The sequence below is a fragment of the Jejudonia soesokkakensis genome (assembly GCF_042664795.1).
Lineage (GTDB): Bacteria > Bacteroidota > Bacteroidia > Flavobacteriales > Flavobacteriaceae > Jejudonia > Jejudonia soesokkakensis.
Map to the genome: position 1 here is coordinate 399385 of NZ_JBHTBN010000002.1, position 24379 is coordinate 423763.

The 24379-nt window shown below is 36.1% G+C and carries 25 protein-coding genes; 9 read left to right on the forward strand and 16 right to left on the reverse strand.

Going from position 1 to position 24379, the window contains the following annotated elements; all coding sequences use genetic code 11:
- Positions 1-22: 22 nt before the first annotated feature.
- The 7 genes from ACFQO1_RS06510 to lon all read right to left on the reverse strand — a co-directional run bounded on the left by ACFQO1_RS06510 (position 23) and on the right by lon (position 9539).
- Positions 23-961 (reverse strand): aspartate carbamoyltransferase catalytic subunit, encoded by a 939-nt coding sequence (locus ACFQO1_RS06510; protein WP_380217175.1) that lies wholly within the window; start codon positions 959-961, stop codon positions 23-25.
- Positions 962-1026: 65 nt separating this feature from the next.
- Positions 1027-1566, reverse strand: coding sequence for a bifunctional pyr operon transcriptional regulator/uracil phosphoribosyltransferase PyrR (pyrR, locus tag ACFQO1_RS06515; RefSeq protein ID WP_380217176.1), 540 nt, complete (start codon positions 1564-1566; stop codon positions 1027-1029).
- Positions 1567-1759: 193 nt separating this feature from the next.
- Positions 1760-2812 (reverse strand): T9SS type A sorting domain-containing protein, encoded by a 1053-nt coding sequence (locus ACFQO1_RS06520; RefSeq protein ID WP_380217177.1) that lies wholly within the window; start codon positions 2810-2812, stop codon positions 1760-1762.
- Between the two features lie 113 nt (positions 2813-2925).
- Positions 2926-4893 (reverse strand): 30S ribosomal protein S1, encoded by a 1968-nt coding sequence (gene rpsA, locus ACFQO1_RS06525; RefSeq protein ID WP_380217178.1) that lies wholly within the window; start codon positions 4891-4893, stop codon positions 2926-2928.
- A gap of 335 nt (positions 4894-5228) precedes the next feature.
- On the reverse strand, positions 5229-5924 hold the full coding sequence (gene cmk / locus ACFQO1_RS06530) for a (d)CMP kinase (protein WP_380217225.1): 696 nt from the start codon (positions 5922-5924) through the stop codon (positions 5229-5231).
- Positions 5924-6943, reverse strand: a complete 1020-nt coding sequence (porQ, locus tag ACFQO1_RS06535) for a type IX secretion system protein PorQ (protein WP_380217179.1) — start codon at positions 6941-6943, stop codon at positions 5924-5926. The genes cmk and porQ overlap by 1 nt, the downstream gene beginning before the upstream one ends.
- Before the next feature lie 145 nt (positions 6944-7088).
- Complete coding sequence (gene lon / locus ACFQO1_RS06540; protein ID WP_380217180.1) at positions 7089-9539, reverse strand: endopeptidase La; 2451 nt, start codon at positions 9537-9539, stop codon at positions 7089-7091.
- Between the two features lie 263 nt (positions 9540-9802).
- Between lon and ACFQO1_RS06545 the strand changes: the two genes are divergently transcribed.
- Genes ACFQO1_RS06545 through ACFQO1_RS06560 form a run of 4 tightly spaced genes read left to right on the forward strand, consistent with a single transcriptional unit; the run spans position 9803 to position 12706 of the window.
- Positions 9803-10354: an RNA polymerase sigma factor gene (locus ACFQO1_RS06545; protein WP_380217181.1), complete on the forward strand. Its 552-nt coding sequence runs from the start codon at positions 9803-9805 to the stop codon at positions 10352-10354.
- Entirely contained in the window at positions 10351-10893 is a 543-nt protein-coding gene (locus tag ACFQO1_RS06550; RefSeq protein ID WP_380217182.1) for a hypothetical protein, read from the forward strand. Before ACFQO1_RS06545 ends, ACFQO1_RS06550 begins: the two co-directional genes overlap by 4 nt.
- Positions 10877-11962, forward strand: a complete 1086-nt coding sequence (locus tag ACFQO1_RS06555) for a DUF4097 family beta strand repeat-containing protein (RefSeq protein WP_380217183.1) — start codon at positions 10877-10879, stop codon at positions 11960-11962. Before ACFQO1_RS06550 ends, ACFQO1_RS06555 begins: the two co-directional genes overlap by 17 nt.
- A gap of 12 nt (positions 11963-11974) precedes the next feature.
- Positions 11975-12706, forward strand: coding sequence for a head GIN domain-containing protein (locus tag ACFQO1_RS06560; protein ID WP_380217184.1), 732 nt, complete (start codon positions 11975-11977; stop codon positions 12704-12706).
- A gap of 75 nt (positions 12707-12781) precedes the next feature.
- Here ACFQO1_RS06560 and ACFQO1_RS06565 read toward each other — a convergent pair whose 3' ends face one another.
- The 3 genes from ACFQO1_RS06565 to ACFQO1_RS06575 all read right to left on the reverse strand — a co-directional run bounded on the left by ACFQO1_RS06565 (position 12782) and on the right by ACFQO1_RS06575 (position 16102).
- Positions 12782-13768: a DUF6252 domain-containing protein gene (locus tag ACFQO1_RS06565; RefSeq protein WP_380217185.1), complete on the reverse strand. Its 987-nt coding sequence runs from the start codon at positions 13766-13768 to the stop codon at positions 12782-12784.
- A 48-nt stretch (positions 13769-13816) separates the two neighbouring features.
- Entirely contained in the window at positions 13817-15202 is a 1386-nt protein-coding gene (locus ACFQO1_RS06570; RefSeq protein ID WP_380217186.1) for an MFS transporter, read from the reverse strand.
- A gap of 78 nt (positions 15203-15280) precedes the next feature.
- On the reverse strand, positions 15281-16102 hold the full coding sequence (locus ACFQO1_RS06575; RefSeq protein ID WP_380217187.1) for a M48 family metallopeptidase: 822 nt from the start codon (positions 16100-16102) through the stop codon (positions 15281-15283).
- Positions 16103-16235: 133 nt separating this feature from the next.
- Between ACFQO1_RS06575 and ACFQO1_RS06580 the strand changes: the two genes are divergently transcribed.
- From ACFQO1_RS06580 to lpdA, 4 genes are all read left to right on the forward strand, one after another.
- Entirely contained in the window at positions 16236-16715 is a 480-nt protein-coding gene (locus tag ACFQO1_RS06580) for a collagen-like protein (RefSeq protein WP_380217188.1), read from the forward strand.
- A 122-nt stretch (positions 16716-16837) separates the two neighbouring features.
- Positions 16838-17317 (forward strand): peptide-methionine (R)-S-oxide reductase MsrB, encoded by a 480-nt coding sequence (msrB, locus tag ACFQO1_RS06585; RefSeq protein ID WP_380217189.1) that lies wholly within the window; start codon positions 16838-16840, stop codon positions 17315-17317.
- The gene (gene msrB / locus ACFQO1_RS06590) at positions 17314-17715 is read left to right on the forward strand and encodes a peptide-methionine (R)-S-oxide reductase MsrB (protein WP_380217190.1); all 402 of its coding nucleotides are present in this window, start codon (positions 17314-17316) and stop codon (positions 17713-17715) included. Before msrB (ACFQO1_RS06585) ends, msrB (ACFQO1_RS06590) begins: the two co-directional genes overlap by 4 nt.
- A 122-nt stretch (positions 17716-17837) precedes the next feature.
- Positions 17838-19214, forward strand: coding sequence for a dihydrolipoyl dehydrogenase (lpdA, locus tag ACFQO1_RS06595; protein WP_380217191.1), 1377 nt, complete (start codon positions 17838-17840; stop codon positions 19212-19214).
- A 114-nt stretch (positions 19215-19328) separates the two neighbouring features.
- On the opposite strand, the gene aroQ is transcribed toward lpdA, so the two are convergent.
- The 6 genes from aroQ to ACFQO1_RS06625 form a co-directional block, all read right to left on the reverse strand.
- The gene (aroQ, locus tag ACFQO1_RS06600; RefSeq protein ID WP_380217192.1) at positions 19329-19745 is read right to left on the reverse strand and encodes a type II 3-dehydroquinate dehydratase; all 417 of its coding nucleotides are present in this window, start codon (positions 19743-19745) and stop codon (positions 19329-19331) included.
- A 65-nt stretch (positions 19746-19810) separates the two neighbouring features.
- Positions 19811-20464 carry a porin family protein gene (locus ACFQO1_RS06605; RefSeq protein WP_380217193.1) on the reverse strand — a complete coding sequence of 218 codons (654 nt, stop codon included), beginning with the start codon at positions 20462-20464 and terminating at the stop codon, positions 19811-19813.
- Positions 20465-20604: 140 nt separating this feature from the next.
- Positions 20605-21177, reverse strand: a complete 573-nt coding sequence (locus ACFQO1_RS06610) for a porin family protein (protein WP_380217194.1) — start codon at positions 21175-21177, stop codon at positions 20605-20607.
- 135 nt (positions 21178-21312) lie between these two features.
- Positions 21313-21810 carry an outer membrane beta-barrel protein gene (locus ACFQO1_RS06615; RefSeq protein ID WP_380217195.1) on the reverse strand — a complete coding sequence of 166 codons (498 nt, stop codon included), beginning with the start codon at positions 21808-21810 and terminating at the stop codon, positions 21313-21315.
- Between the two features lie 162 nt (positions 21811-21972).
- Complete coding sequence (locus ACFQO1_RS06620) at positions 21973-22539, reverse strand: porin family protein (RefSeq protein WP_380217196.1); 567 nt, start codon at positions 22537-22539, stop codon at positions 21973-21975.
- Positions 22540-22702: 163 nt separating this feature from the next.
- A complete protein-coding gene (locus ACFQO1_RS06625; protein WP_380217197.1) occupies positions 22703-23326 on the reverse strand; it encodes a porin family protein in 624 nt (207 codons plus the stop codon).
- A gap of 122 nt (positions 23327-23448) precedes the next feature.
- Between ACFQO1_RS06625 and xerD the strand changes: the two genes are divergently transcribed.
- Positions 23449-24348, forward strand: coding sequence for a site-specific tyrosine recombinase XerD (xerD, locus tag ACFQO1_RS06630; RefSeq protein ID WP_380217198.1), 900 nt, complete (start codon positions 23449-23451; stop codon positions 24346-24348).
- Positions 24349-24379: the final 31 nt, after the last annotated feature.

Here is a 24379-nt window from a genome sequence, read left to right on the forward strand (position 1 = left end):
TTGAAATCGGGTAATTAATTCATTATTCTATATTTCTATTTATTTTGGAAGCTAGCAAATACAATACTGCCATACGAATAGCAACACCATTTTGCACTTGATCTAATATGATAGCTTGAGAACTGTCTGCCACATCACTTGTAATTTCGACACCACGGTTAATAGGTCCAGGGTGCATTACAACGATCTCTTTGGAAAGTGAATCCAGCAACTTTTTGTTAACTCCATATTGCTGAGTGTATTCGCGTGTTGTAGGAAAGTAACTAATGTCCATACGTTCATTTTGTACTCTCAGCATGTTTGCCACATCACACCATTCTAGAGCTTTTCGCAAATTGGATTCATATCCTACCCCCAACGACTCTATATGCTTGGGAATTAACGTTTTTGGCCCACATACTTTTACTTCTGCACCTAACTTCTGAAGCGCAAATATATTTGACAATGCAACACGAGAATGTAAAATATCTCCCACAATGACTACTTTTTTTCCTGAAACTTCACCCAGTCGTTCCCGAATAGAATAGGTATCCAGTAAAGCCTGCGTAGGATGTTCATGGGCACCATCTCCTGCATTTATAATACTCGCTTTGATATGTTTGGAAAGAAAAACTCCTGCTCCCGGATTAGGGTGTCGCATCACCACCATATCTACTTTCATAGATAAAATGTTATTAACAGTATCTATTAAAGTTTCTCCCTTTTTTACCGAAGAAGATGCTGCAGAAAAGTTAATCACATCTGCAGAAAGTCGCTTTTCGGCAAGTTCAAAAGACAACCGTGTTCGGGTGCTATTCTCAAAAAAAAGATTGGCTATCGTAATATCTCGAAGCGAAGGAACTTTTTTAATTGGGCGATTGATCACTTCTTTAAAATGATCTGCTGTTTCGAAGATGAGTTGAATATCATCTTCGGTGATGTATTTAATTCCCAATAAGTGGTTGACACTTAGTTCGCTCATAATAGGTTTTCAGTTTACAGTCGCAGTTTACAGTGCTGAATACTGCTACTGTCAATTGTATACTTTTAATTTTTTACTAAATACACGGCATCTTCTCCTTCATTTTCCTTCCAGCAAACCTTCACTTTTTCACCTCCAATAGCATCGACCTGCCTTCCTCTATAATCTGGTTGAATAGGCAAATGCCTGCTAAAACGTCTATCTATTAAAGTTAATAATTCTATCTCTAATGGTCTTCCAAAGCTTTGAATCGCTGTTAAGGCGCTTCGTATGCTTCTGCCTGTATATAACACATCATCAATAAAAATGACTTTTTTATCCTCAACAATAAAATCGATTTTAGTTGTACTCGCTTCTAATGGTTTTCCGCTTCGCCTGAAGTCATCTCGATAAAATGTAATATCTAAGTATCCTAACTGAATATTCTTGATTTTATATTCAGTTTCAAGCATGTGTTTGATCCGTTCTGCTAAAAAAACACCTCTGGGTTGAATACCCACAAGTACTGTATTTTCGAAAGTATCGTGATTTTCAATCAATTGACAAGCCAGACGATGAAGTGCTATTTGTACTTCTTTTGCGTTAAGTAACACCTTTTGGCTCATGGAAGAAATCTGAATTAGTATTCAGAATGCAAATTTAAAGGAATTATTTCTAATTATTCCAATTGAGAATGATTATTAGAACGATTGGAAGGATAATAAGTTACCTAAATCATACGCCAAAAATTTGACATGGCCTATCCTGCCAATAACTAAGTTATATTTTGTGTTTGTTTCTATGATAAGGTGAGCTCCGTTAATTTTTAATGAATTTTAAAACAATCCCATCTTCCAATTCTAGAAAATAAAGTCCGCTAAGCAAGGAGGTTGTATCTATTTTAATATTTTTTGAGAGATAGCCCGAATAAACTTTCATTCCAATTGCCGAAAATATATAGTATTTCGTTGGCCTTTTAAGCCCGCTTACTGTTATATAATCATCTGCAGGGTTTGGATAAATAGTAAAGGTAGACGATTTTTCAAAGGAATTAACAGATAGCGGTTCTACAACAAATTTTGAAATTCTATTTCCTAGAAATTCAGAAAAATATAGTTCGCCTTGGTTAAAAGCCATTCCTTCTGGATTCACAAGATCTTCAACCACTACAATTGGCGTAGGATTTGTGTCTTCTGGATCAATTTTTATAATTCTTGCCATTGTGCTTTCCCCGATATAGAGCTCATCGTCAAAAATAGCCAAAGATCGCGGAGAAGCAACTCCTGTAATAATCTCTGTCAAAACAGGATTGGGTACGGTAACATCTATCTTACTTACTTTTTGCCCACTTTCGCCAATATACAATGTGTTTTCATGGACAAACAGTGACTCCGGATTACTGCTTAAATTCACGACATCTATGGCCGATGGGTTTGGAACTGTGACATCTATTTTAACTATTTTATCATTGCCGGTGTCTCCGAAAAACAAAAAGTCTCCACTCGCAGTCAATCCACTTGGTACGATACCGCTAAAAACTTCAACTACTGAGGGATTCGTTGCGGTAATGTCAAATTTTGAAATTCTGCCATTCGCTGAAAAAAACCATTCGGCAATATATAGATCATCGCCAATCAGGGCTAGTTCCCTAGGCTCATTCAAACCGTCGATCACGATAGATGGCATGGCATTCGGATCGGAAATATCAATTTTTGAAATTCTACCAGGCCCACTTTCGGCTATATACAATTCATTTCCGTGAAGCAACAGTCCTTTAGGGTTGATCACCTCGGTGGTTACTTCAACAACTTGTGCAGAAACACCTGCAAAACACAATAGAAGGACGAGTGTTAAAAAGTAATAATATTTCATAAAGAAATGGTTTTGTTTTCCAGTACATTGAAATAATTAAAAAATGTCATCAATTAAAATAAAAAAGCCTCTCCATTACTGAAGAGGCTTTACTTTATGATACTCTAGAAAAATTACTTCTTCCCGTCCATTTTGTCTTTCAATTCTTGAAGCTTAGAGTTTGCATCCCCTAACGTAGGTTTTGCTTCCTCAGCTTGTTGTTCTGCTTTCTTAGCAGCTTGCTTAACAATCTTAGCTTCTTCTTCTTTATGAATTGTCATGTGAGATGCAACCACCTTCTTGAATTCTTTATTAAACTCAATAATTTGGAATTCTGCTTCTTCACCTTTCTTAAGGTCAGATCCGTCTTCTTTTTCTAAGTGACGCTTAGGAACGAATGCAGAAATATCTTCATTAAAGTTAATAATAGCACCTTTGTCTACCATCTCATCGATTGCAGCTGTATGCTTAGAACCTACTTTAAATTCAGCTTCATACTTATCCCAAGGGTTGTCTTCTGTTTGCTTATGACCTAAACTAAGTTTACGTCCTTCCACGTCCAACTCAAGAACTACCACGTCAAGCTTGTCTCCAATGTTTGTAAATTCACTTGGATGCTTCACTTTCTTAGTCCAAGATAGATCACTTATGTAGATAAGTCCGTCGATACCTTCTTCTAATTCTACGAATACTCCAAAATTTGTGAAGTTACGTACAATCCCTGTGTGACGAGAACCTACTGGATATTTCTTCGTGATATCTGTCCATGGGTCTGGCGTTAATTGCTTAATACCAAGACTCATTTTACGTTCTTCTCTATCAAGAGTTAATACCTGAGCTTCTACTTCGTCACCCACTTTTACAAAATCCTGTGCACTACGTAAGTGTGTAGACCAAGACATTTCGCTTACGTGAATAAGACCTTCAACTCCTTCATTAACTTCGATAAATGCTCCGTAATCTGCAATCACAACAACTTTACCTTTTACATTGTCTCCAACTTTAAGCTCGTCTCCAAGAGCATCCCAAGGATGTGCGCTCAATTGCTTAAGACCTAATTGTATACGTGTTTTATCCTCATCAAAGTCAAGGATTACCACATTTAATTTCTGATCAAGTTCTACAATCTCATTAGGGTGATTAATTCGAGACCAAGAAAGGTCTGTAATGTGTACTAATCCATCTACCCCACCAAGATCTACAAAGACACCATAAGAAGTAATATTTTTTACGATACCTTCTAATACTTGTCCTTTTTCTAATTGACCAATGATTTCTTTTTTCTGCTCTTCGATGTCTGCTTCAATAAGCGCTTTATGAGAAACTACAACGTTTTTAAATTCGTGGTTGATCTTCACAACTTTGAATTCCATTGTTTTTCCAACATACACATCATAGTCACGAATAGGCTTCACATCAATCTGTGAACCTGGCAAGAAAGCTTCAATACCAAATACATCTACAATCATACCCCCTTTAGTTCTGCATTTTACAAAACCATTGACGATAGTTCCTTCATCGTGTGCTTTATTAACACGATCCCAAGCCATGATTGTTCTTGCCTTACGGTGAGAAAGAATTAATTGACCTGTACTGTCTTCACGCACATCGATTAATACTTCTACTTTATCTCCTTCCTTAAGGTCTGGATTGTAACGAAATTCGTTAAGAGAGATTACCCCTTCAGACTTTGCATTGATGTCGATAATGGCATCACGATCTGTAATATTAATTACCGTACCTTCTACCACCTCATCATCTAAGGTATCTACAAAATTTTCGGCAACTAATTTTTCAAACTCTTCTAACTTACCGTCATCAATCGGGTCAATACCTTCTTGATAGTTGTGCCAGTTAAAATCTGCAAGAAATTTGTCTGGGTTACTTTCTTTTAAAGAAACTTCTTTTGGAGCTTCTTCTTTTTTAGGAGCCTCTTCAGTTGTTGCTCCTACTTTTGCTTCAGCCACCTCGGCAATGTCTTCAGCTTTTACAGCTTTTTTCTTGCGGGTTGGTTTTTTTGCGTCTTTCACCGCAGTTGAAGTTTCTACTTTTTTTTCTGCTGCCTTTTCGGTCGCAGCTTCTTTGTTTGCTTTTTCAGCCATGTAGTAATATAAGTGTTCTTATTTTTCCGAAGAAATTACTAAAACACTCTGTTTGTATTCTGCTTTGTTACAAGAAGTTAGCGCGACTATCCCACAGAAGGGTTTGTTTACATTATTTTTTTTATTTCCTTTTATTCTTGACTCGTCGCTAAAAGGGTTGCAAAAGTAGTGCTTTTCTTGTGATAATCAAAGAGTTTATCAATTTTTAGAAGTGCTATTGTAGATTTTAGATTATTAGTAAGACTGAATTAAAAGAATAAAATTGAAAAAAAATACTTTAAATGCTGAATAACAGACCTTTTAGCATTTCATTCCTGATAACTATTTACTGATAATTAGATCCGCCCAGCAATTCTATCTTTTGCCAGCTGAAGAATTATATGAAACTGATCTTCTAAATTCATTTCGCTATTGTCAATCTCAATGGCTCCCTTTGCTTTTCTCAAAGGAGAGTCTTCTCGGGTTGAATCAATATGATCTCTTTCCTTTACATTATCCAATACGTCTTGAAATGCAACTTGATCTCCCCTTTGTATCAGTTCATTGAATCTGCGTTTTGCGCGTTCTTCGGCCGAAGCATTTAAAAAAATCTTCAATTCAGCATCAGGAAAAACAACCGTGCCAATGTCACGTCCGTCCATTACCACGCCTTTCCCTTTGCCCATTTCCTTTTGTTGCTCTACCAATTTCCTGCGAACTTCGGGTATCGTTGCCACAGGACTTACAAATGTTGAAACTTCCAGTGTGCGAATTTCTTTTTCAACATTTTCGCCATTGAGATATACTTCCGCTTTGCTAAAAACATCGGGTTTTTTAAATGAAAGTGTAATGTTGGGTAAGGCGGCAATCAGTTTATCTGAATCAAAAGAGGCTTCAGAAATAAAGCCGTGGCGCATGGCGTATAAAGTAACTGCTCTATACATAGCTCCAGTATCGACGTAGATGTATTCAAGCCAGTCTGCCAGTTGTTTGGCTATAGTACTTTTCCCAGTTGATGAAAAGCCATCTATGGCAATTGTAATTTTTTTTATCACTGAAGGTTGATATTTAATCCTAAATAGCCAGAAGATGCAGCTGTGCTATATCTGGCATAGGTATAACTAAATCGCAATTTACCTAATCTAAGTGAAAATCCAGCACTTAATCCGGCAAAGGCTCTTCGCTCTAAAATTCTCAACTCTTCTGCTCTTCTAAGATTATAGCCAAGCCTAAGGTTAAATCCGCCCTCTGGAAATATCTCCACACCCACAATCATATGCCGAAATGCATTGTCTATAAAATTAATTTTTTCTCCCTGTGTATTTCCTTCTAGGTCACTTTGTTCTCTGTTAGGGTTTGAAAATGCAACATTCCACTGTTGCATGTTTTCTAGTGTAAAGTGCCACCGTATGGGAATGTTCTGTAAATTTTGAGAGATCCCAAAAATAAGTTCGAAAGGCAAAGGCTCGTAGATCTCATTATACGGAGTAATTTGTGTTCCCAGATTTCGGGCAACTCCCGTAATGTGTAACCCCCAATCTTCATAATAATAAAACACGCCAATGTCGGTTGCAATTCCAAAAGACGAATACTGTTCTAATTTTGAGGAGATAAATTTAATGTTCGCTCCAATGTGGAAGTTCGTAAAAGCAATATTTCGGGCATGTCCAAAAGAGAGGGCTACTTCTCCTCCACTAAAGCTACTCGTTGGGTTTCCCTGTTCATCATAGCCGTCAAAGTTTCCGTAGTTAATATAAGTAATACCTGTATGCAAGACTTGTGTCCTACGATCCCATAAATACGCATAAGATGCAGTGCCATAGTTGACATCTCCTAAATAGTTGGTATAATTAATAGACAATTGGTTGTCCATCTCTGGATTGATACTTGCCGGGTTAAACAAAGCCTGTGTTGGGTCGTAATCATAGTTCGTAATCACCTTGCCTCCTAATGCTGCCTGTCTGGGATTATTCACCAAATTGAGAAACTGATATGTAGAACGCCCTCCCACTTGCGAATAAGCAGTAGCTACGAATAAACAGGCTAAGAAAATTAAAACCTTTTGGCGCATGAAGTATATAACCGTTCTAGGAAACTAAACGACTGCAATATTACTTTATTTTAAAGAGGGATGAAAGAGTTTTCAGAATTTAATGCTTTATAAAAAAATCTCCCTAATGGAAAACCAAGAGGGAGATTTTAAAAGAATCCTATGTTTAAAGTTTTTTTGCGTTTTTAACTTTTTCTTTTGTCAAAGCAAGTTCTAATACATCACTCATATCCTTTACATAATGAAACGTAAGTCCTTTTAAATATTCGGGGTTGATTTCATCAATGTCTCGCTTATTATCTGCACACAACAAAATTTCTTTAATCCGTGCTCGTTTTGCAGCCAAAATCTTTTCTTTAATTCCTCCTACAGGCAATACTTTACCACGTAAGGTAATTTCGCCCGTCATTGCGATACTCTTTTTTACTTTTCGCTGTGTAAATAGAGAAACCAAGGATGTCAACATGGTGATTCCTGCACTTGGTCCGTCTTTTGGAGTGGCCCCTTCAGGCACATGGACATGAACATTGTACTTTTCAAAAATCTCTGGAGTAAGCCCCAGCTTATCTGCATTAGATTTGATGTATTCTAGGGCTATAGTTGCCGACTCTTTCATGACTTTACCCAAGTTTCCTGTCATAGTCAAGGTTCCTTTCCCTTTTGAGAGAATGGATTCAATAAATAAAATATCTCCTCCTACCCGTGTCCAGGCTAAGCCTGTTACGACTCCTGCTACTTCATTATTTTCGTATTTATTACGTTCTAATTTTGGTGCTTTTAATGCTTCTACAATAGTATCGTTGGTCACTTTCTTATCGTATGGCTCGTCCATAGCAATTTTTGTCGCTGCGTACCGTACCATTTTAGCAATTTGCTTTTCAAGTCCGCGAACACCACTCTCACGTGTATATCCTTCTACAATTTTTTCCAATTGTGGTTTGGCAATGGTAAGATCGTTTTTTGATAATCCGTGTTCTTTTAATTGCTTCGGAAGCAAATGCTGCTTTGCAATCTCAACTTTCTCTTCAATGGTATATCCAGATACATTAATGATTTCCATACGATCTCGCAGTGCTGGCTGAATGGTATCTAAACGATTAGATGTTGCAATAAACATCACTTTTGAAAGGTCGTATCCTAATTCGAGGAAATTATCATAAAACGCACTGTTCTGTTCTGGATCTAACACTTCGAGCATCGCAGATGATGGGTCACCCTGACTACCGACACTTAGCTTGTCAATTTCATCTAACACAAAAACAGGATTGCTTGTTCCCGCCTTTTTTAAGCTTTTGATAATACGCCCAGGCATTGCACCAATATACGTTTTTCGGTGCCCACGAATTTCAGACTCATCACGTAAGCCCCCTAAGGACATACGTACATATTCTCTTCCTAAAGCTTCAGCGACAGATTTCCCTAAAGAAGTTTTACCAACTCCTGGAGGTCCATACAAGCAAAGAATTGGAGATTTCATATCATTCCGAAGTTTTAAAACAGCCAGATATTCTATAATACGCTGTTTAACATCGTCCAGACCATAATGATCCCGATCGAGAATTTTTCGGGCACGCTTTAAATCAAACTTATCTTTACTAAATTCTTCCCATGGTAAATCTAGTACAAGCTCTAAATAGTTACGCTGAATGCTAAACTCAGCGACCTGCGGATTCATACGTTGTAGCTTCGAAAGTTCTTTATCAAAATGCGTTTGAACTTCTTTACTCCACTTCTTTGTTTTAGATCGTGAACGCATTTCTTCGATTTCGGCATCTGAAGATTTTCCGCCCAGCTCCTCTTGGATTGTTTTTAATTGCTGATTTAAAAAATACTCCCGCTGTTGCTGGTTGATATCACTTTGTACTTTAGACTGAATGTCATTGCGAAGTGATAATTTTTGAACCTCAATATGCATAAAACGCAAGGTTTCTAATGCCCGTTCTTTGAGGTCATTTATTTCGAGAATTTTTTGCTTTTCGGCAACCGTAACATTTAAATTACTGGATACAAAATTGATCAAAAATGAGTTGCTCTCAATATTCTTTATGGCAAAAGATGCCTCACTTGGAATGTTAGGACTGTCTTTAATAATTTTTAGAGCAAGTTCACGAATGGATTTAATAATTTCATTAAACTCTTCATTCTCTTTGGCAGGCCTAGCTTCAGAAACAGATCTAACACGAGCTGTCAAATACGGTTCTGAAGTAAGTACCTCTGCCACTTCAAAGCGTTTTTTCCCTTGAATGATGACAGTAGTATTTCCGTCAGGCATTTTTAAAACCCGTAGAATTTTGGCTACAGTTCCAACCGTATTAATATCTTCTACGCCGGGTTCTTCTTTGCCTTCATCTTTTTGAGAAACCACTCCAATCACTTTATTTCCTTGATTGGTTTCATTAATAAGTTTTATTGATTTATCGCGACCTGCTGTAATGGGAACCACTACACCTGGAAACAATACGGTGTTTCGTAAGGGAAGGATTGGTAAAATTTCTGGAAGTTCTTCCCGTTCCATTGCATCTTCATCTTCTGCAGACATTAATGGAATTAAATCTGCTTCGTCCTTAAGATCTTGTAGTGACAAACTGTCTAATACTTTTACTTTATGATGTGCCATATATAATTGTAAGACATTGTGTCACCAAAAGTAGGCAACACCCTGCTTGTTGTATATTAAAATTTTTATAATTATTTCTGAAAATCAATTGATTAAACCACTTTCAGAAGTCTTTCAGCACATATAATTCAATAGTTGTGCCAGCAAATCCCTTTAATACCATAGTCTGGTTGAAGGTCTTTCAGAAAAAATAAAATTTTACTCCCAACTGTAACAATTTGAAAGATGCAATATCTTTATAATAACCAATCAAATTAAAAAGAGTGTCCCTCAAGCAACTTGATATTACAAAATTACTCTCGCTTTGTGGCAAAGGCAATCAATTAGCCCAGTTAGAGGTGTATAATAGATATGAAAAAGCGATGTATAACGTAGCATTCAGAATTGTAAAAGATACCGCAGAAGCCGAAGACGTCATGCAAGAATCATTTATCGCAGCATTTTCTAAACTGAAAAGTTTTAAAGGAGATGCCACTTTTGGAGCCTGGTTAAAGCGTATTGTAGTAAATAATAGTATTTCTCAATATAAAAAATCCAGCAGGTTTGTGTGTTACAATGACGAATTGCAAAAAGAAGAAGCTGTGGAAATGGAAGGAGTTTCCGAAGAAAATTACTCTTACATAAAACATACACAATTGATTGAAGGCATGGAAACCTTAAAAGCAAGTTACCGGCAGGCATTATCGCTTCATTACATAGAGGGGTATGATTATGAAGAGATTTGTGAAATATTAAACATAAGCTATGGCAATTGCAGAACCTTGATCTCTAGGGCCAAAGATAGTTTACGAAAAAAATTAGCAGTAGCATCATGAAAAAAGATTTAGACACCATATTTAAAGAACTGGAAGGCAGTTTTGATGTACACGAAACTCCTTCAGGTCACCAGAGTAGATTTCTCGAAAAATTAAGTACTTCGCAAGAAGATACAAAAAAAGGAATCTCCTGGTGGAAATCCCTTTCAATAGCTGCCACCATCGCACTATTGTTTGCGGTAGGGTATTCGCAATTACGACCTAACGCACAAAAAGCGGATCTGGCGAGTGTTTCTTCAGAAATGAAACAAACACAGTCCTTTTTTACTGGAACAATTGCTGAAGAACTCAAAACCCTTAAAAGTTTTGAAGCGCCTGAAACCAAAAAGCTGGTGGACGACGCTATGCAACAAATAGCCATCTTGGAACAGGAGTACGAGACTTTAAAAGTAGATCTCGTAGAAAGCGGAAACGACAAACGTGTCATTTACGCAATGATTACCAATTTTAAAAACAGAATAGACTTGCTTCAACAAGTCATTCAGACCATTGAAACAATAACAAACTTTAAATCAAATGAAAATGAAATTACTATATAAAACTATATTACTCGTTCTGTTGTTGCCAACAATAACATTGGCTAATGATACTAATCCAAAGTGGAAACACAACAAGGAAAAAACGATAAAAAAAGAATTCAACGTCAATAAAGATGCAGGTCTTCGAGTAGATAATAGCTATGGAAACATAGACATTATTACATGGAGTGAAAATCGCACCGTCATTGAAGTTACAATTAAAGCCAGTGGAAATGACGAAGAAGCCGTACAAGAAAAACTAGAAATGACAACAGTAGAATTTACTGCCAATGGAAGTCTTGTTACTGCGAAGACCAAATTTGGCGAAAAAAGCGGAACATCTTGGAATTTATGGGGAAAGAAAAATTCTATTTCTATCGAGGTAAATTATAAGATAAAACTTCCCGTAACGAACACCGTTGATCTTGACAATTCGTATGGAAGCATAAGCATTAATAAATTAGAAGGAAATGCAAAAATTAATTGTGATTATGGTCAATTAATTATTGGTGAATTACTTGCAGAAAACAATTATATAAATTTTGATTATACAGACAAATCGACCATTCGATATATGAAAAGTGGAAAAATTGATGCTGATTATTCAGCTTTCACTTTAGATGAGACCGAAAGACTAGAGCTCGTAGCAGATTATACGCAATCACAAATTTTGAAGGTAGGAGATTTAAATTTTAATTGTGACTATGGAAAAATAAGTATTGGTGATTCTGGAGATATCCTAGGTCGTGGTGACTACTTAAATACATCGATTGGAGCTGTTAGTGGCAATCTTAATTTGAATACCGACTACGGAAGCGTTAAAGTTGATAAACTTTTAAAAAGTGCTAAGAATGTTACGATTTCGTCAGATTATACAGGCGTAAAACTCGGAATTGAAAATGGATACAATTTTGACTTTGCAATGACATTATCCTACGCAGATCTCAGCGGAAAGGACCTTGTAACGATCACAAATTCAGATAAAGGCTACACCAATAAAAAATACCTGGGATACCACGGAAGCAAAAATTCTGGAAATAAAATGAACATAAACTCAAGTTATGGAGGAATCACATTAACCAAAAATTAAAAACCGACAACCATGAAAAAAATAATTTTAATAATTACAGCATTTATTTGCATGATAGGATCGTCAACAGTCCATGCACAATGGGGAAAAGATAAAAGAATCACTGGCGATGGCAATATTACCACTAAAACTATCGAAACTGAAGCATATGATATTGTTTCTACAGTAGGTTCTATGAAGTTTGTTTTGGTACAAGGTGCCGAAGGAAAAATAACAGTGACTACAGATAAAAATTTACAGGAATATGTAAAAATTAAATCAGGGGGTGGTGTTCTTACTGTAACTTTGGAAAATTACATCAATTACACCTCTAAGCATGGCATTGTGATCACCATTCCTGTTCAGGAAATTTCTGAAGCCTCTCTAACAGGCTCAGGAGATTTAATAGGGAAAGATACATTTTCAGCTAAAGAATTTACGACAAAATTAACGGGCTCAGGAGATATTACATTAAAAGTCAATGCCGAAAGAGTCTATAGTCAATTGACAGGGTCTGGTGACATCACTATTACTGGTTCTACCAAGTCGTTTGAAGGAAAAGTAAAAGGAAGTGGAGATCTTTTTGCAACAGACCTAACTTCCGATTCAACTGATATTACAGTTCATGGATCAGGCGATGCCGAAGTAAATGCAACACGTAATTTAAAAGCCCGAATCACAGGTTCTGGAGGCATAATATATAGTGGCAAACCAGTAACGAAAGATACTGATGTATCGGGGTCTGGGACCATTCGGTCTTTTTAGGAGGTCTTCATCAATCGATATAAAAAAAGCATCTCATTTTTATGAGATGCTTTTTTTAAAAGTCTATGTTTTAAGTTAAGGCATAGGATCTTCCTCAAGATAATCTACAGTAATAAATCCGTTTGAAATTTCCACAATAGTAGGGTCTGTTTCAAGAGGGTCTGTAGCTGTAAATTCAAAACTAGCTACTAGCTCCCCTGTTTCTAAATCTAAAGTAGTTATAGTAATGGTTCCTGGATTGGAAGATAAGCTAGTTTCGCTTGGCCCAGCTTTGTAAATACCAATTAATTCGGTTCCATCAGAGATCTGAACCATCTCAAAGGTTCCTACTCCAATAGCTTCAGGAATATCTAAACGAACTGTAGCTCCAGTTGAACTTGTTGCCAGAATTTTTATGACTGGAACATCTGCAATTACAACTCTGTCCACATCCAATTCTATAATGTCAAAATTATTTGTATTTACATCACATCCAAAATTATCACTTGGCATTCCAGTTCCTTCTTCAATAGTAAAAGGAATTTCGGCAAAAGAACCATTTGAAATTTCAATAGTTTCTGAAAGGACATTGCCATCATCGTCAACCATGGGATCTCCATTGTCATCTAATAAGGGACGAGCTGCAGTAAAATCGAATGTTCCTGATACCAACTGAGCATCTGTATCAAATAATGAGATATTTAAAGTCCCTGAACCACCTAAAGAAACAGCGGTAGTAAATGGCACAGGATCTCCAGATGCTATATATACTGCTCCGTTTATTGAAGCCCCCCCTTGTGTAAGATTAAATCCTCCCAAGCCTCCATCTGCAACCTGCATAGCGATAGATTCTCCCTCTGTGTTTTGTCCGGAAATCACGAAGCGACCATCAGAGAAAAAAGTAGCCGAAATAGTTTCAGCAAAAAAATCTACCTCACCAGTCATACAAACAAATTCTCCAGGTTCTGCTTCCACAACGACTTCAGTAATAAAAGTACCTTCTAAAGGTTCATTATCACAAGCAGTAAAAAACACTAAAGACACAAAAAGAAGGGGTAATAAGAGTAGTTTATTAATTTTCATAGGTTAAGATTTGTATGCTACTTAAACGCAAACTTAATTAAAAATTGTTTATGTAGTGGTATTTTTTGGCACTCTGAAAAGAAGGAAAACTCCAATAGCAAAGAAAAGCACCAAGAAAAGGATAGAATTTCGCATGCTTCCAGTTACCTGATCAATAATACCATATAATAGCATTCCAACAACGATCCCTATTTTTTCGGCAACATCATAAAAACTAAAATAGGAAGTAGTATCTTTTGTTTGAGGCAAGAATTTTGAATAGGTGGATCGAGACAAAGATTGAATACCACCCATGACCAATCCAACGAATCCCGCAGTTATATAAAATTGTATAGGAGCCGAAATGAAATAGGCTACAACACAAATAATTACCCAAACCAAATTTATTACAATTAGAGTAGGTATGTTACCAAATTTTGAAGATGCTCTGGAGGTTAAAACCGCTCCTACAACTGCCACTAACTGTATGATCAAAATACTTACTATAAGACCTAAAGTTTTTTCATCGTCACCTCCCCAGCCTATTTCCTGTTCTCCAAAATAGGTTGCTACAAGCATGACTGTTTGTACTGCCATACTGTATACAAAAAATGCTGCCAAATATCTTTTTAATTTAATATTTTCTGAAAGAGAATTATAAACACTTTTCAATTCTTTAAAACCATTAAAAAGTACTTTAGTCGTTACTTTATGAGTTGTTTTGTATCCCTTCGGAAGAAAATAAAATGAATACTGAGCAAAACCAATCCACCAAATACCCACGGTAATAAAACTAACCTGCATGGCTTTAATTGAAGCTGCTCCCTTTGCTGTTTCCATAGCAGTGGCTATTTCGGCATCTGTTCCTGTGTCTGCTATAGATTGCGGAATACTAATATCAAAGCCAAACACTCCTGGAAACATCACCATGGCTAAATTGAGAATTAAAAGGATAACACTTCCAATATATCCAAGCGAATATCCTTTTGCACTAATACGATCCTGCTGTTCTTTATGAGCAATATCTGGTAAATACGAATTGTAGAAAACCAGACTTCCCCAAAAGCCAATCAAACCAAAAAAATAAGAAAGTAAACTTATATAGATATTTTCTAAACTAAAGAAATACAATGCAATACAAGACAATCCACCTAAATAACAGAAGAATTTCATAAAGTTCTTCTTATTACCTACATAATCTGCTACCCCCGAAAGTAATGGAGACATTATAGCGACACATAAAAAAGCTGCCGCAGTGGTATAGGTTATTAAAGGTGTACTTCGAATGGCTCCTCCAAAAACAGTTACAGTCTCTACATTTGCTCTTGAAAATAGCGTACCGTAGAATATGGGGAAAACTGCAGAAGCAATGACCAAACTATACACCGAATTAGCCCAGTCATAAAATGCCCATGCATTTAATAATTTTTTACTTCCTTTTGCTAGATCTGCCATAAACTAAATGAATATCGAGAATTAAAAAAGCCACCCTAAGGTGGCTTCTAAATTAAACATTTATATGGTAACGACTTATTATTTTCTAAAAGTTGTAACTCCAAATTTTCTGGCCTCTGCTTTCGCTTCTGGCGCCCATTGTCTAATGTTTGCAATACGAGTATCGCTAGAAGGGTGTGTGCTCAAAAATTCTGGTGGGGCTCCGCCTCCTGCATTGGCTTTCATACGTTGCCATAATTCTGCACCTACTATAGGATCATAACCGGCAATCGCCATAAGTGTTAATCCAATTCTGTCTGCTTCGGTCTCATTACTTCTACTAAAAGGTAACATCACTCCTACTTGAGTGCCTATACCATACGCCGAATTAAATATTTGTTGGGTTTCAGGGTTTTTACTTAAGGCTACATTTCCTGCAACTGCACCAATCTGTTGTAACTGGGCTGCACTCATACGTTGTTGACCATGATTTGCTAAAGCATGAGCTACTTCATGTCCCATAATTGCAGCGACACCTGCTTCATCTTGTGCGATAGGCATAATACCAGTATAAAAAACAATTTTTCCGCCAGGCATACACCATGCATTAACGGCTGGATCTTCCACAAGATTATACTCCCATCGATAATCTTGTAAATAGCCTGCATATCCATTAGCAGTTAAATAACGCTCAGAAGCAGTAGCGATCTTCTGACCTACATTTTGTATCATTTGTGACTGGGAAGTACCCTTTACCACTTTATTTTCAGAAAGGAATTGATCATATTGCTGAAACGCCATCGGGAGAATTTGTGAATTAGGTACTAATGCCAACGTTTTTTTTCCTGTGAAAGGATTTGTAGTACATGCAAATGCAACAACAGCAATAGCGATTAGGGAAAGTATTTTTGAATATTTCATAATTGTTAGATTTTTTATTACTCTATAAAATTAAGGATTCCTGTGTTAGATTTTATTAAAATTAAGCTAAAACAAATAAGCCACTAAAAAAAATGGAACAGCTTTTGATTACTACACTAAAAAATATAATATCATGAAAAAAATATTCTTAGCACTTACAGTAATTACAGGTATAACACTCTCTTCTTGTGGAGATGAAATTATTGAAAACAATAATTTCTTTTTAGGTCAGACTTTTGAAGTTACAACTACTCTTGATTTAAATCAAGATAATATTTACGATAGCGGAATTATTCCAATCCCAGGAAATGTCGAGGTTTTCGAATCTGATGCTATTTTGGCTTATCGCTTAGAGGAGGTTGTCAATGGAACAGACGTGTGGAGTCAATTGCCACAAAATTTCTTTTTACAAAATGGCGATATCATTCAATATGTGTTTAATCATACCTTTGTTGATCTACAGGTCTTGATCGATGGAAACTACGACCCAATTGCTTTATCTACAGGATTTACAGACAATCAGACATTTCGTTTTGTCGTGGTGCCTTCAGAATTTGCAAACGCCAACCTTACCATGGATCAGGCAATTGAACAATTCAATCTTGAGTTCTAAAACTTTAAGGAATTTTTAAGGATCTCTTCCGTAAGGAACTAGTAAATTCAACTACTAAGCGGTGGTTAGAAAACTATTTTTTTACGGAAGTTTTCTTTTACCTAACATTTAAAAATTATACTATGAAACAAATAATCTTATTATTCGCAGCAATGCTTCTTTTTAGCTGCAAGTCACCTGCTCAAGACTCAAAAAAAGAGGAATTTGCGGTTGTTAAAACGGAAGCAGAATGGAAAGAACAACTCACCCCAGAACAATTTTATATTCTTCGCGAAGCTGGTACCGAAAGACCCTTTTCAAGTCCTTTACTCAACATTAAAAAAGAAGGCACATATGTTTGCGCAGCCTGTAGCACACCTCTTTTTAAAAGCGAACACAAATTTGACAGTGGTACTGGTTGGCCAAGTTTTGACCGCGAAATTGAAGGCAATGTAGCTTTTTCTACCGATTATAACATAGGTATAGCCCGCACCGAGGAGCATTGTGCTACTTGTGGTGGACATCTAGGTCATGTTTTTAATGATGGACCTCAAGAGACTACTGGAAAAAGGCATTGTATTAACGGGGATGCTTTAAAGTTTGTAGCAGAAAACGAAGAATGATGATTAGTAAATATCCTATACAAAAAACAGAAGAAGAGTGGCGTAAAGAATTAGGTAATGAGCGGTATAGAATTTTACGTGAAAAAGGAACCGAACGTCCTTTTACCGGAAAATATAATCTTACTGCCGAAGATGGCACCTATAAATGCGGCGCCTGTAATACTCCATTGTTTGAAAGTGATAGTAAATTTGATAGCGGATGTGGTTGGCCCAGTTTTGACGAGAGCATAGAAGGCTCGGTAGAATATGTTCAAGACAAAACGTTAGGAATAATTAGAACTGAAATTCTCTGCGCAAATTGTGGAAGTCATTTGGGACATGTTTTTAATGATGGGCCTACTCAAACAGGACAACGGTATTGTGTCAATTCGTTATCAATCGATTTTGATAAAAAATAAATCGGTTTAAATTTCAGATATTAAATTCCAAATTTCAAATTCAAGAAATTTGGAATTTCTTTTTTAGTGCTTGTAGAATACATTTCGTAATTTTGTGACACATATAATTTGAAATAAATACAATGAGTAAATACGACATCATAGTTTTAGGTAGTGGTCCAGGAGGATATGTTACAGCAATAAGAGCTTCACAATTAGGCTTTAAAACAGCAGTTATAGAAAAAGAAAGTTTAGGGGGCGTTTGTCTTAATTGGGGATGTATTCCAACCAAAGCATTGCTTAAAAGTGCCCAGGTTTTTGAGTATTTAAAACATGCTGAAGATTACGGATTAACACTGAAAGATGCTGATAAGGATTTTACGAAAGTAGTTGATCGTAGCCGAGGTGTCGCCGATGGAATGAGTAAAGGTGTTCAATTTTTGATGAAGAAAAACAAAATTGATGTAATTGAGGGCTTCGGAAAGTTAAAACCAGGTAAGAAAGTCGATGTTGATGGAAAAGAATATGCTGCAGATCACATCATCATTGCAACAGGAGCTCGTTCAAGAGAATTACCTAACCTTCCGCAGGACGGAAAAAAAGTAATAGGATATCGTGAAGCAATGACTCTAAAAAAACAACCAAAGTCTATGATAGTTGTTGGTAGTGGTGCCATTGGAGTGGAGTTTGCGCATTTTTATAACGCTATGGGAACCGAGGTGACCATTGTTGAGTTTTTACCAACCTTAGTACCGCTTGAAGATGATGATGTTTCAAAACAATTTGAACGTTCGTTTAAGAAAGCGGGCATCAATGTCATGACAAATGCTTCCGTAGAAAAAGTAGATACCTCAGGCAAAACAGTAAAAGCGACTGTAAAAACTAAAAAAGGGGAAGAAACTATTGAAGCTGAGGTAGTACTTTCAGCAGTAGGTATTTCAAGTAACCTTCAAAATATAGGGTTAGAAGATGTTGGTATCGTGGTAGATCGTGATAAGATTATGGTGAATGACTGGTATCAGACTAACATTCCAGGATATTACGCCATTGGTGATATAGTACCTGGACCTGCGTTGGCACATGTTGCTTCAGCCGAAGGTATTACCTGTGTTGAAAAAATTGCAGGTATGCATGTAGAAGCTATTGACTACGGAAACATTCCAGGGTGTACCTATGCAACTCCTGAAATTGCCAGTGTAGGGATGACCGAAAAGCAAGCAAAAGAGGCCGGATATGATCTGAAGGTTGGTAAATTTCCGTTTTCAGCCAGTGGAAAAGCGAGCGCTGCTGGAACAAAAGACGGATTTGTAAAAGTAATCTTTGATGCTAAATACGGTGAATGGTTAGGATGTCATATGATTGGCGCCGGCGTAACCGATATGATTGCTGAAGCTGTTTTAGGACGTAAATTAGAGACTACAGGACATGAAGTATTAAAAGCGATACACCCACACCCTACGATGAGCGAAGCGGTTATGGAAGCTGTAGCCGATGCGTATGGAGAGGTGATACACTTATAGACGTGAGACGCCTGTCTGCCAGAGGCACGACAGGCAGGTGAGACTTTAAATAAAATTAAAAAAGTTCCAAATTCAAATTGAGTTTGGAACTTTTTTTGTTTGATTTGGTCTAATCTATTTTAAAAAACTCTGTACGGCCAAATCATAGCTCTGCAATCCAAAACCAAGGATAACTCCTTTTGCATTGGGAGAAATATAAGAATGATGACGAAACTCTTCTCTTGCAAATGTATTAGAAATGTGAACTTCAACCACAGGTGTTTTTATTGCTTTTACTGCATCACCAATACCTACAGAAGTATGTGTGTAAGCGGCAGCATTTAAAATGATCCCATCATACTCAAACCCTACTTCCTGAAGTTTGGAAATAAGTTCTCCTTCAATATTTGATTGGTAATGGGATAACTCCAAATCCTGATATTTAAACTGAAGCGTACTAAAGTAATTTTGAAAAGTTTCTGACCCATAAATTTCTGGCTCCCGTGTTCCCAATAAGTTAATATTTGGACCGTTAATGATGATGATTTTCATACGTCAAATATAATCATAAAAAAACGGAAGCAATTTAGCTTCCGTCTCATTAAATATAATACGTACTAATTAAAAAAATATCCTGCAGAGATACTAAAAACAGCATTTTTAGCTTCAAAAGCATCATCCTTTGGAATATTGTTAAGGCCTAAAGCATATCGTGCCTGAAAAAAAACTCCCATTGGTAATTTATATTGAGTTCCTAACAAAGCACTAAAAGATGTTCCGCTGGTTTGATCTTTTAAATCAACTTCATTCCCTCCAAAATCTGCTTTACTACTTACATTAAAAGCAATTTCTGGTCCAGCCTGTATGCTGAGTGCATCAATTATTTTATAATCTACTAATAAAGGTATATTGATATAGCCCAGTATTACTCCATCATTACTTGCGGCAGCTACACGTCCAATTTGATTAGTATTTGCTCTTTCTAAAACAATGGTTTGTGTATTAGGGTTTAGGTCTCCATTGTTTTCATCCTCAATAGAATATCCCTGACCAGAATATAAAAGCTCAGCCTGAAATCCAAGTTTTTCATCAAACGGAATATGTAAAACACCTCCAAAATTAAAACTTGTTCTTGTTTCTAGGTCTTCTGCATCGTCCCCTCTGGCTGAGGCAAAATTAAGTCCAGCTTTTGCACCAAAATGAAATTCTTGAGCGTTAGTAACGATGACACTAAATAATGCGATTGTACTACATAAAAATAATTTTTTCATGATTCTAAATGTTTGGTTAATAGTATGGATTGTTTTTTCAACCCTGGCTAACCATCGGAAATCATTTAAAATGTCATCAAAACAAAAAAACGGAAGCTAATTGCTTCCGTTTCAAAATTCACACTAACGTTTATTCTTTATTAAAAAAACCAGCCAATCGAAACACTAATAACAGAATTTTTAGCATCTACGCTCTCCCCTTCTATATCTTCAAAAACATTGTTAAGCCCTGCAACATATCTAGCCTGAAAGAAAAGGCCCATAGGCAATCGATATTGAGCACCAATGCCCATTCCTAAATCTAAGCCTTCAACATTGTCAAGATCTTCCTCATTCTCTGTTTCATCATCCTTAATAATACTGTTTATATTAATACCAACTTGAGGTCCTCCCTGCAAACTTAATCCTTCAGCGATTGTAAAGTCAGCCATAACTGGAATGGTGAGATAATCTAAAAAAACAGTGATATCATTTTCATCACTTTTAAAACCTTGCCTAGAATAAACTAATTCAGGCTGAACAGCTAATAATTCTGTAATTCCAATATTTGCAATTCCTCCAATATTAATAGTTGTTTGACCCTCTATATCGTCTGCATCATCACCCTGTAACGATGCAAAATTAACTCCAGCTTTTGCACCAAAGCTAATCTGTGCTTGAGAGGTAATACATCCTAATACTATAAATATACTTAGTAAAAATAATTTTCTCATGATTTGTTTTGTTTAGTTAATAATATCGGCCTTCTAACTAGCCATGATTAATCATCGGTACGAATTCGAAATGTCATCATGAAAAATAAAAAAAGGAAGTCTATTGACTTCCTTTTTAAACTTATAGGTGTTCTTTTAATCAATTCCAATTTCTACACCTGCAGAAATGATATCCCATCCCCCTTGATCAACAGTTATTCCTCTAAATGCAACAACTATATCAATTGATTCGCTTACGCCATATTGTGCTCGAGGCGAATAATAAAAACCGCCATCTTCAACCTCTCCTATTCCTATAGCATAGCCTACATCTGCACCTAATGTAAAACTTGTAGCTACCTCAAAACGCCCGGAAGCTGCAATAGGTACGAATTGGATATCTTCTATATCAAATTCTTCTCCACCTGCTTCAATAGTGTCTCCAAAACTGTGTGAATATCCAACTGTACCACCAACATCAAGTTTATCTGTAATTTCTAATAAATAACCTAAATCGACAGCAATAGCAAAAGTGGCTAAATCACCAGCGTCTCCAATAGGTATACCACCGCTAAGGCCAGCTCTAAATTGACCTTGTGCAAACATGGTTGTACTTCCAAATAACACTAAAATTAATAATCCTAAATTTTTCATGGGTTTTATTGTATTGGTTAATAGTGTGAATTTCTTAAATATCTAATTACCAATCAATAAGACATTTGCCCTATTATTAACAAAATTATAAACAATTGAATTTCAACTAAATAAAAAAGGGAAGCTTTTAGGCTTCCCTTTTTTATTTAGTTTAGTTTTGTTTTAGTCAAAAAACCAACCTACTGATACACTTACAACAGAGTTAGAAGCATCAACATCTTCGATAATATCTGTAAATCCTATCATATAACGTGCCTGGAAAAATAATCCTAAAGTTGGTAATTTATATTGAGCTCCAATACCCGTAGCTATATCTAATGATTCAATTCCATCATCATCTTCATCAATGTCATCACCATCCACTTTAAATTTACTTCCTACTTTAATACCTACTTGAGGTCCGCCTTGTAAACTTAATCCCTCGGCAATGGTAAAATCTGCCATGATAGGAATATTTAAATAGCTAATACTTTGTTCTACATCTGCCTCATCATCAAAAGAAAACCCTTGAGCAGAATAAACTACTTCTGGTTGAATGGCAAACCATTCGTTAATACCAATATTAGCAAGTGCTCCCACATGAAAATCTGTGCGACCGTCAACATCATTAACATCACTCCCAGTAATTGATGCAAAATTTGCACCGGCTTTTGCCCCGAACATCACCTGTGCTTGTGTAGTGGTGAATCCGAATACTGCCATTGCAGTAAATAAAAATAATTTTTTCATAATTGTTGTTTTTGTTTGTTAATTAATCACGAAACTATTATTTATAATGAAAATTTTTGTTAATTATTTCATAATACTAATTAAATAGGTCTAATTTTCCTGCTTAATTTCTAATAAAAAAAGAGCGCTAAAAAGCGCTCTTTTTACTAATTTATATACGTCATTAAAATTTAAAACCTAAGGATAGAGATAGATTTGAATTGGTAAGATCATCCCCAAAGGCTCCTTCATCATCATCTTTAGTGATATTAGTCAATCCAATAATATATCTTGCCTGTAAAAACAGCCCATTATTTAGTTGGTAGGCTAATCCGCCTCCAGCTCCAAAATCAAATCCAGAAACACTATCTTTAATATCTTGAGTTCCTTCTATTCCGCCATCATCTTCACCTGTTACTTCTATTTCCTGTTCAGCTTTTGCTCTAAAGCCCAATTCAGGTCCAAACTCAAGACTTAAGGCGTCTGTAAAATAATATTTCCCCATGATTGGCACTGTAATATAATCTAACCTTAACTTACTTTCTATTTCGCCATCAAAAAAGTCTGACTTTGACTGCAATCCCTTTTGAGAATACAAAATCTCTGGTTGAATCGCCCATTTTTCATTAAAAGGTATTTCTGCCAAAACACCTAAATGAAACCCTGTGCGGCCGTCTGCATCTTCCACATCATCTCCCGTTAATTTGGCAAAGTTCACCCCTGCTTTTGCTCCTAATTTAACTTCCTGTGCCTGTATAGTAGTAACTCCAATTACGGTTACTACGGCAATCATTATTAATTTTTTCATGTTTTTTTTAATTTTTGTTAATTAATACCACGAAACTACAGTGGAAGATTCATAACTTTTACTAATAAGTTGCTAATACTATCTTAATTTAATTCTGATATTATTCCACTATTTTTGAACTCATGAAATGGCACCAAGCACTTATAGATTATAAGAATTACTTACGGATAGAGCGTGGGCTTTCAGAAAATTCTATTACAAATTATAGTTTGGATATTAAAAAATTGCAACAATGGCTAAATGAAAATACTATAGATGAAACACCCATTTCAATTTCTGAAGATACAATACAGCAATTTATATATCATGTTGCAAAACTGGTGAATCCTGCTTCTCAAAGCCGTATTATTTCAGGATTACGCGGATTTTTTAACTATCTAATTTTTGAAGAGTACAGAAAAACCAATCCGTTAGAACTAATTGAAAGTCCCAAAACAGCACGAAAGCTACCCGATACACTTTCAGAAAAAGAAATAGACTTGCTTATCAGGTCTATAGATCTTAGTACTCCACAAGGTGAAAGAAATCGAGCTATAATTGAAACACTATATGGATGTGGTCTAAGAGTTTCAGAAGTTATTAATTTAAAAATTTCAGATCTCTTTTTTGAAGAAGGTTTTATAAAAGTGACTGGAAAAGGGGATAAACAACGTTTTGTACCCATTGGAAATCTCACAAAAAAATACATAAACATCTACAGAAAAGAGATTAGAAATCACCAGGAGATTTTTCCGCAGGCAAAAGATACGTTATTCTTAAACCGAAGGGGCAAAGGACTTACGAGAGCTATGATCTTCACTATTGTAAAAAATCTCACTGAAATAGCAGGAATCAAAAAAACGATTAGTCCACATACTTTTCGGCATTCTTTTGCTACGCATTTACTTGAAAATGGAGCCAATCTTAGGGCCATTCAGCAAATGTTAGGACATGAAAGCATAACGACTACAGAGATTTACACTCATCTTGATAAAAGTCATCTTACCGAGGTGATAAACAGATTTCATCCTAGAAAAGATTAAAAAATTATTAAAGAGGTCATTGTATGGGTTA

Excerpts from the sequence above, each read along its gene's own strand:
- ACFQO1_RS06510 (WP_380217175.1), bottom strand. The coding sequence starts at position 961 with ATGAGCGAACTAAGTGTCAACCACTTATTGGGAATTAAATACATCACC.
- pyrR (WP_380217176.1), bottom strand. The coding sequence starts at position 1,566 with ATGAGCCAAAAGGTGTTACTTAACGCAAAAGAAGTACAAATAGCACTT.
- ACFQO1_RS06520 (WP_380217177.1), bottom strand. The coding sequence starts at position 2,812 with ATGAAATATTATTACTTTTTAACACTCGTCCTTCTATTGTGTTTTGCA.
- rpsA (WP_380217178.1), bottom strand. The coding sequence starts at position 4,893 with ATGGCTGAAAAAGCAAACAAAGAAGCTGCGACCGAAAAGGCAGCAGAA.
- porQ (WP_380217179.1), bottom strand. The coding sequence starts at position 6,943 with ATGCGCCAAAAGGTTTTAATTTTCTTAGCCTGTTTATTCGTAGCTACT.
- lon (WP_380217180.1), bottom strand. The coding sequence starts at position 9,539 with ATGGCACATCATAAAGTAAAAGTATTAGACAGTTTGTCACTACAAGAT.
- ACFQO1_RS06550 (WP_380217182.1), top strand. The coding sequence starts at position 10,351 with ATGAAAAAAGATTTAGACACCATATTTAAAGAACTGGAAGGCAGTTTT.
- ACFQO1_RS06555 (WP_380217183.1), top strand. The coding sequence starts at position 10,877 with ATGAAATTACTATATAAAACTATATTACTCGTTCTGTTGTTGCCAACA.
- ACFQO1_RS06560 (WP_380217184.1), top strand. The coding sequence starts at position 11,975 with ATGAAAAAAATAATTTTAATAATTACAGCATTTATTTGCATGATAGGA.
- ACFQO1_RS06565 (WP_380217185.1), bottom strand. The coding sequence starts at position 13,768 with ATGAAAATTAATAAACTACTCTTATTACCCCTTCTTTTTGTGTCTTTA.
- ACFQO1_RS06570 (WP_380217186.1), bottom strand. The coding sequence starts at position 15,202 with ATGGCAGATCTAGCAAAAGGAAGTAAAAAATTATTAAATGCATGGGCA.
- ACFQO1_RS06575 (WP_380217187.1), bottom strand. The coding sequence starts at position 16,102 with ATGAAATATTCAAAAATACTTTCCCTAATCGCTATTGCTGTTGTTGCA.
- ACFQO1_RS06580 (WP_380217188.1), top strand. The coding sequence starts at position 16,236 with ATGAAAAAAATATTCTTAGCACTTACAGTAATTACAGGTATAACACTC.
- msrB (WP_380217189.1), top strand. The coding sequence starts at position 16,838 with ATGAAACAAATAATCTTATTATTCGCAGCAATGCTTCTTTTTAGCTGC.
- msrB (WP_380217190.1), top strand. The coding sequence starts at position 17,314 with ATGATGATTAGTAAATATCCTATACAAAAAACAGAAGAAGAGTGGCGT.
- lpdA (WP_380217191.1), top strand. The coding sequence starts at position 17,838 with ATGAGTAAATACGACATCATAGTTTTAGGTAGTGGTCCAGGAGGATAT.
- aroQ (WP_380217192.1), bottom strand. The coding sequence starts at position 19,745 with ATGAAAATCATCATCATTAACGGTCCAAATATTAACTTATTGGGAACA.
- ACFQO1_RS06605 (WP_380217193.1), bottom strand. The coding sequence starts at position 20,464 with ATGAAAAAATTATTTTTATGTAGTACAATCGCATTATTTAGTGTCATC.
- ACFQO1_RS06610 (WP_380217194.1), bottom strand. The coding sequence starts at position 21,177 with ATGAGAAAATTATTTTTACTAAGTATATTTATAGTATTAGGATGTATT.
- ACFQO1_RS06615 (WP_380217195.1), bottom strand. The coding sequence starts at position 21,810 with ATGAAAAATTTAGGATTATTAATTTTAGTGTTATTTGGAAGTACAACC.
- ACFQO1_RS06620 (WP_380217196.1), bottom strand. The coding sequence starts at position 22,539 with ATGAAAAAATTATTTTTATTTACTGCAATGGCAGTATTCGGATTCACC.
- ACFQO1_RS06625 (WP_380217197.1), bottom strand. The coding sequence starts at position 23,326 with ATGAAAAAATTAATAATGATTGCCGTAGTAACCGTAATTGGAGTTACT.
- xerD (WP_380217198.1), top strand. The coding sequence starts at position 23,449 with ATGAAATGGCACCAAGCACTTATAGATTATAAGAATTACTTACGGATA.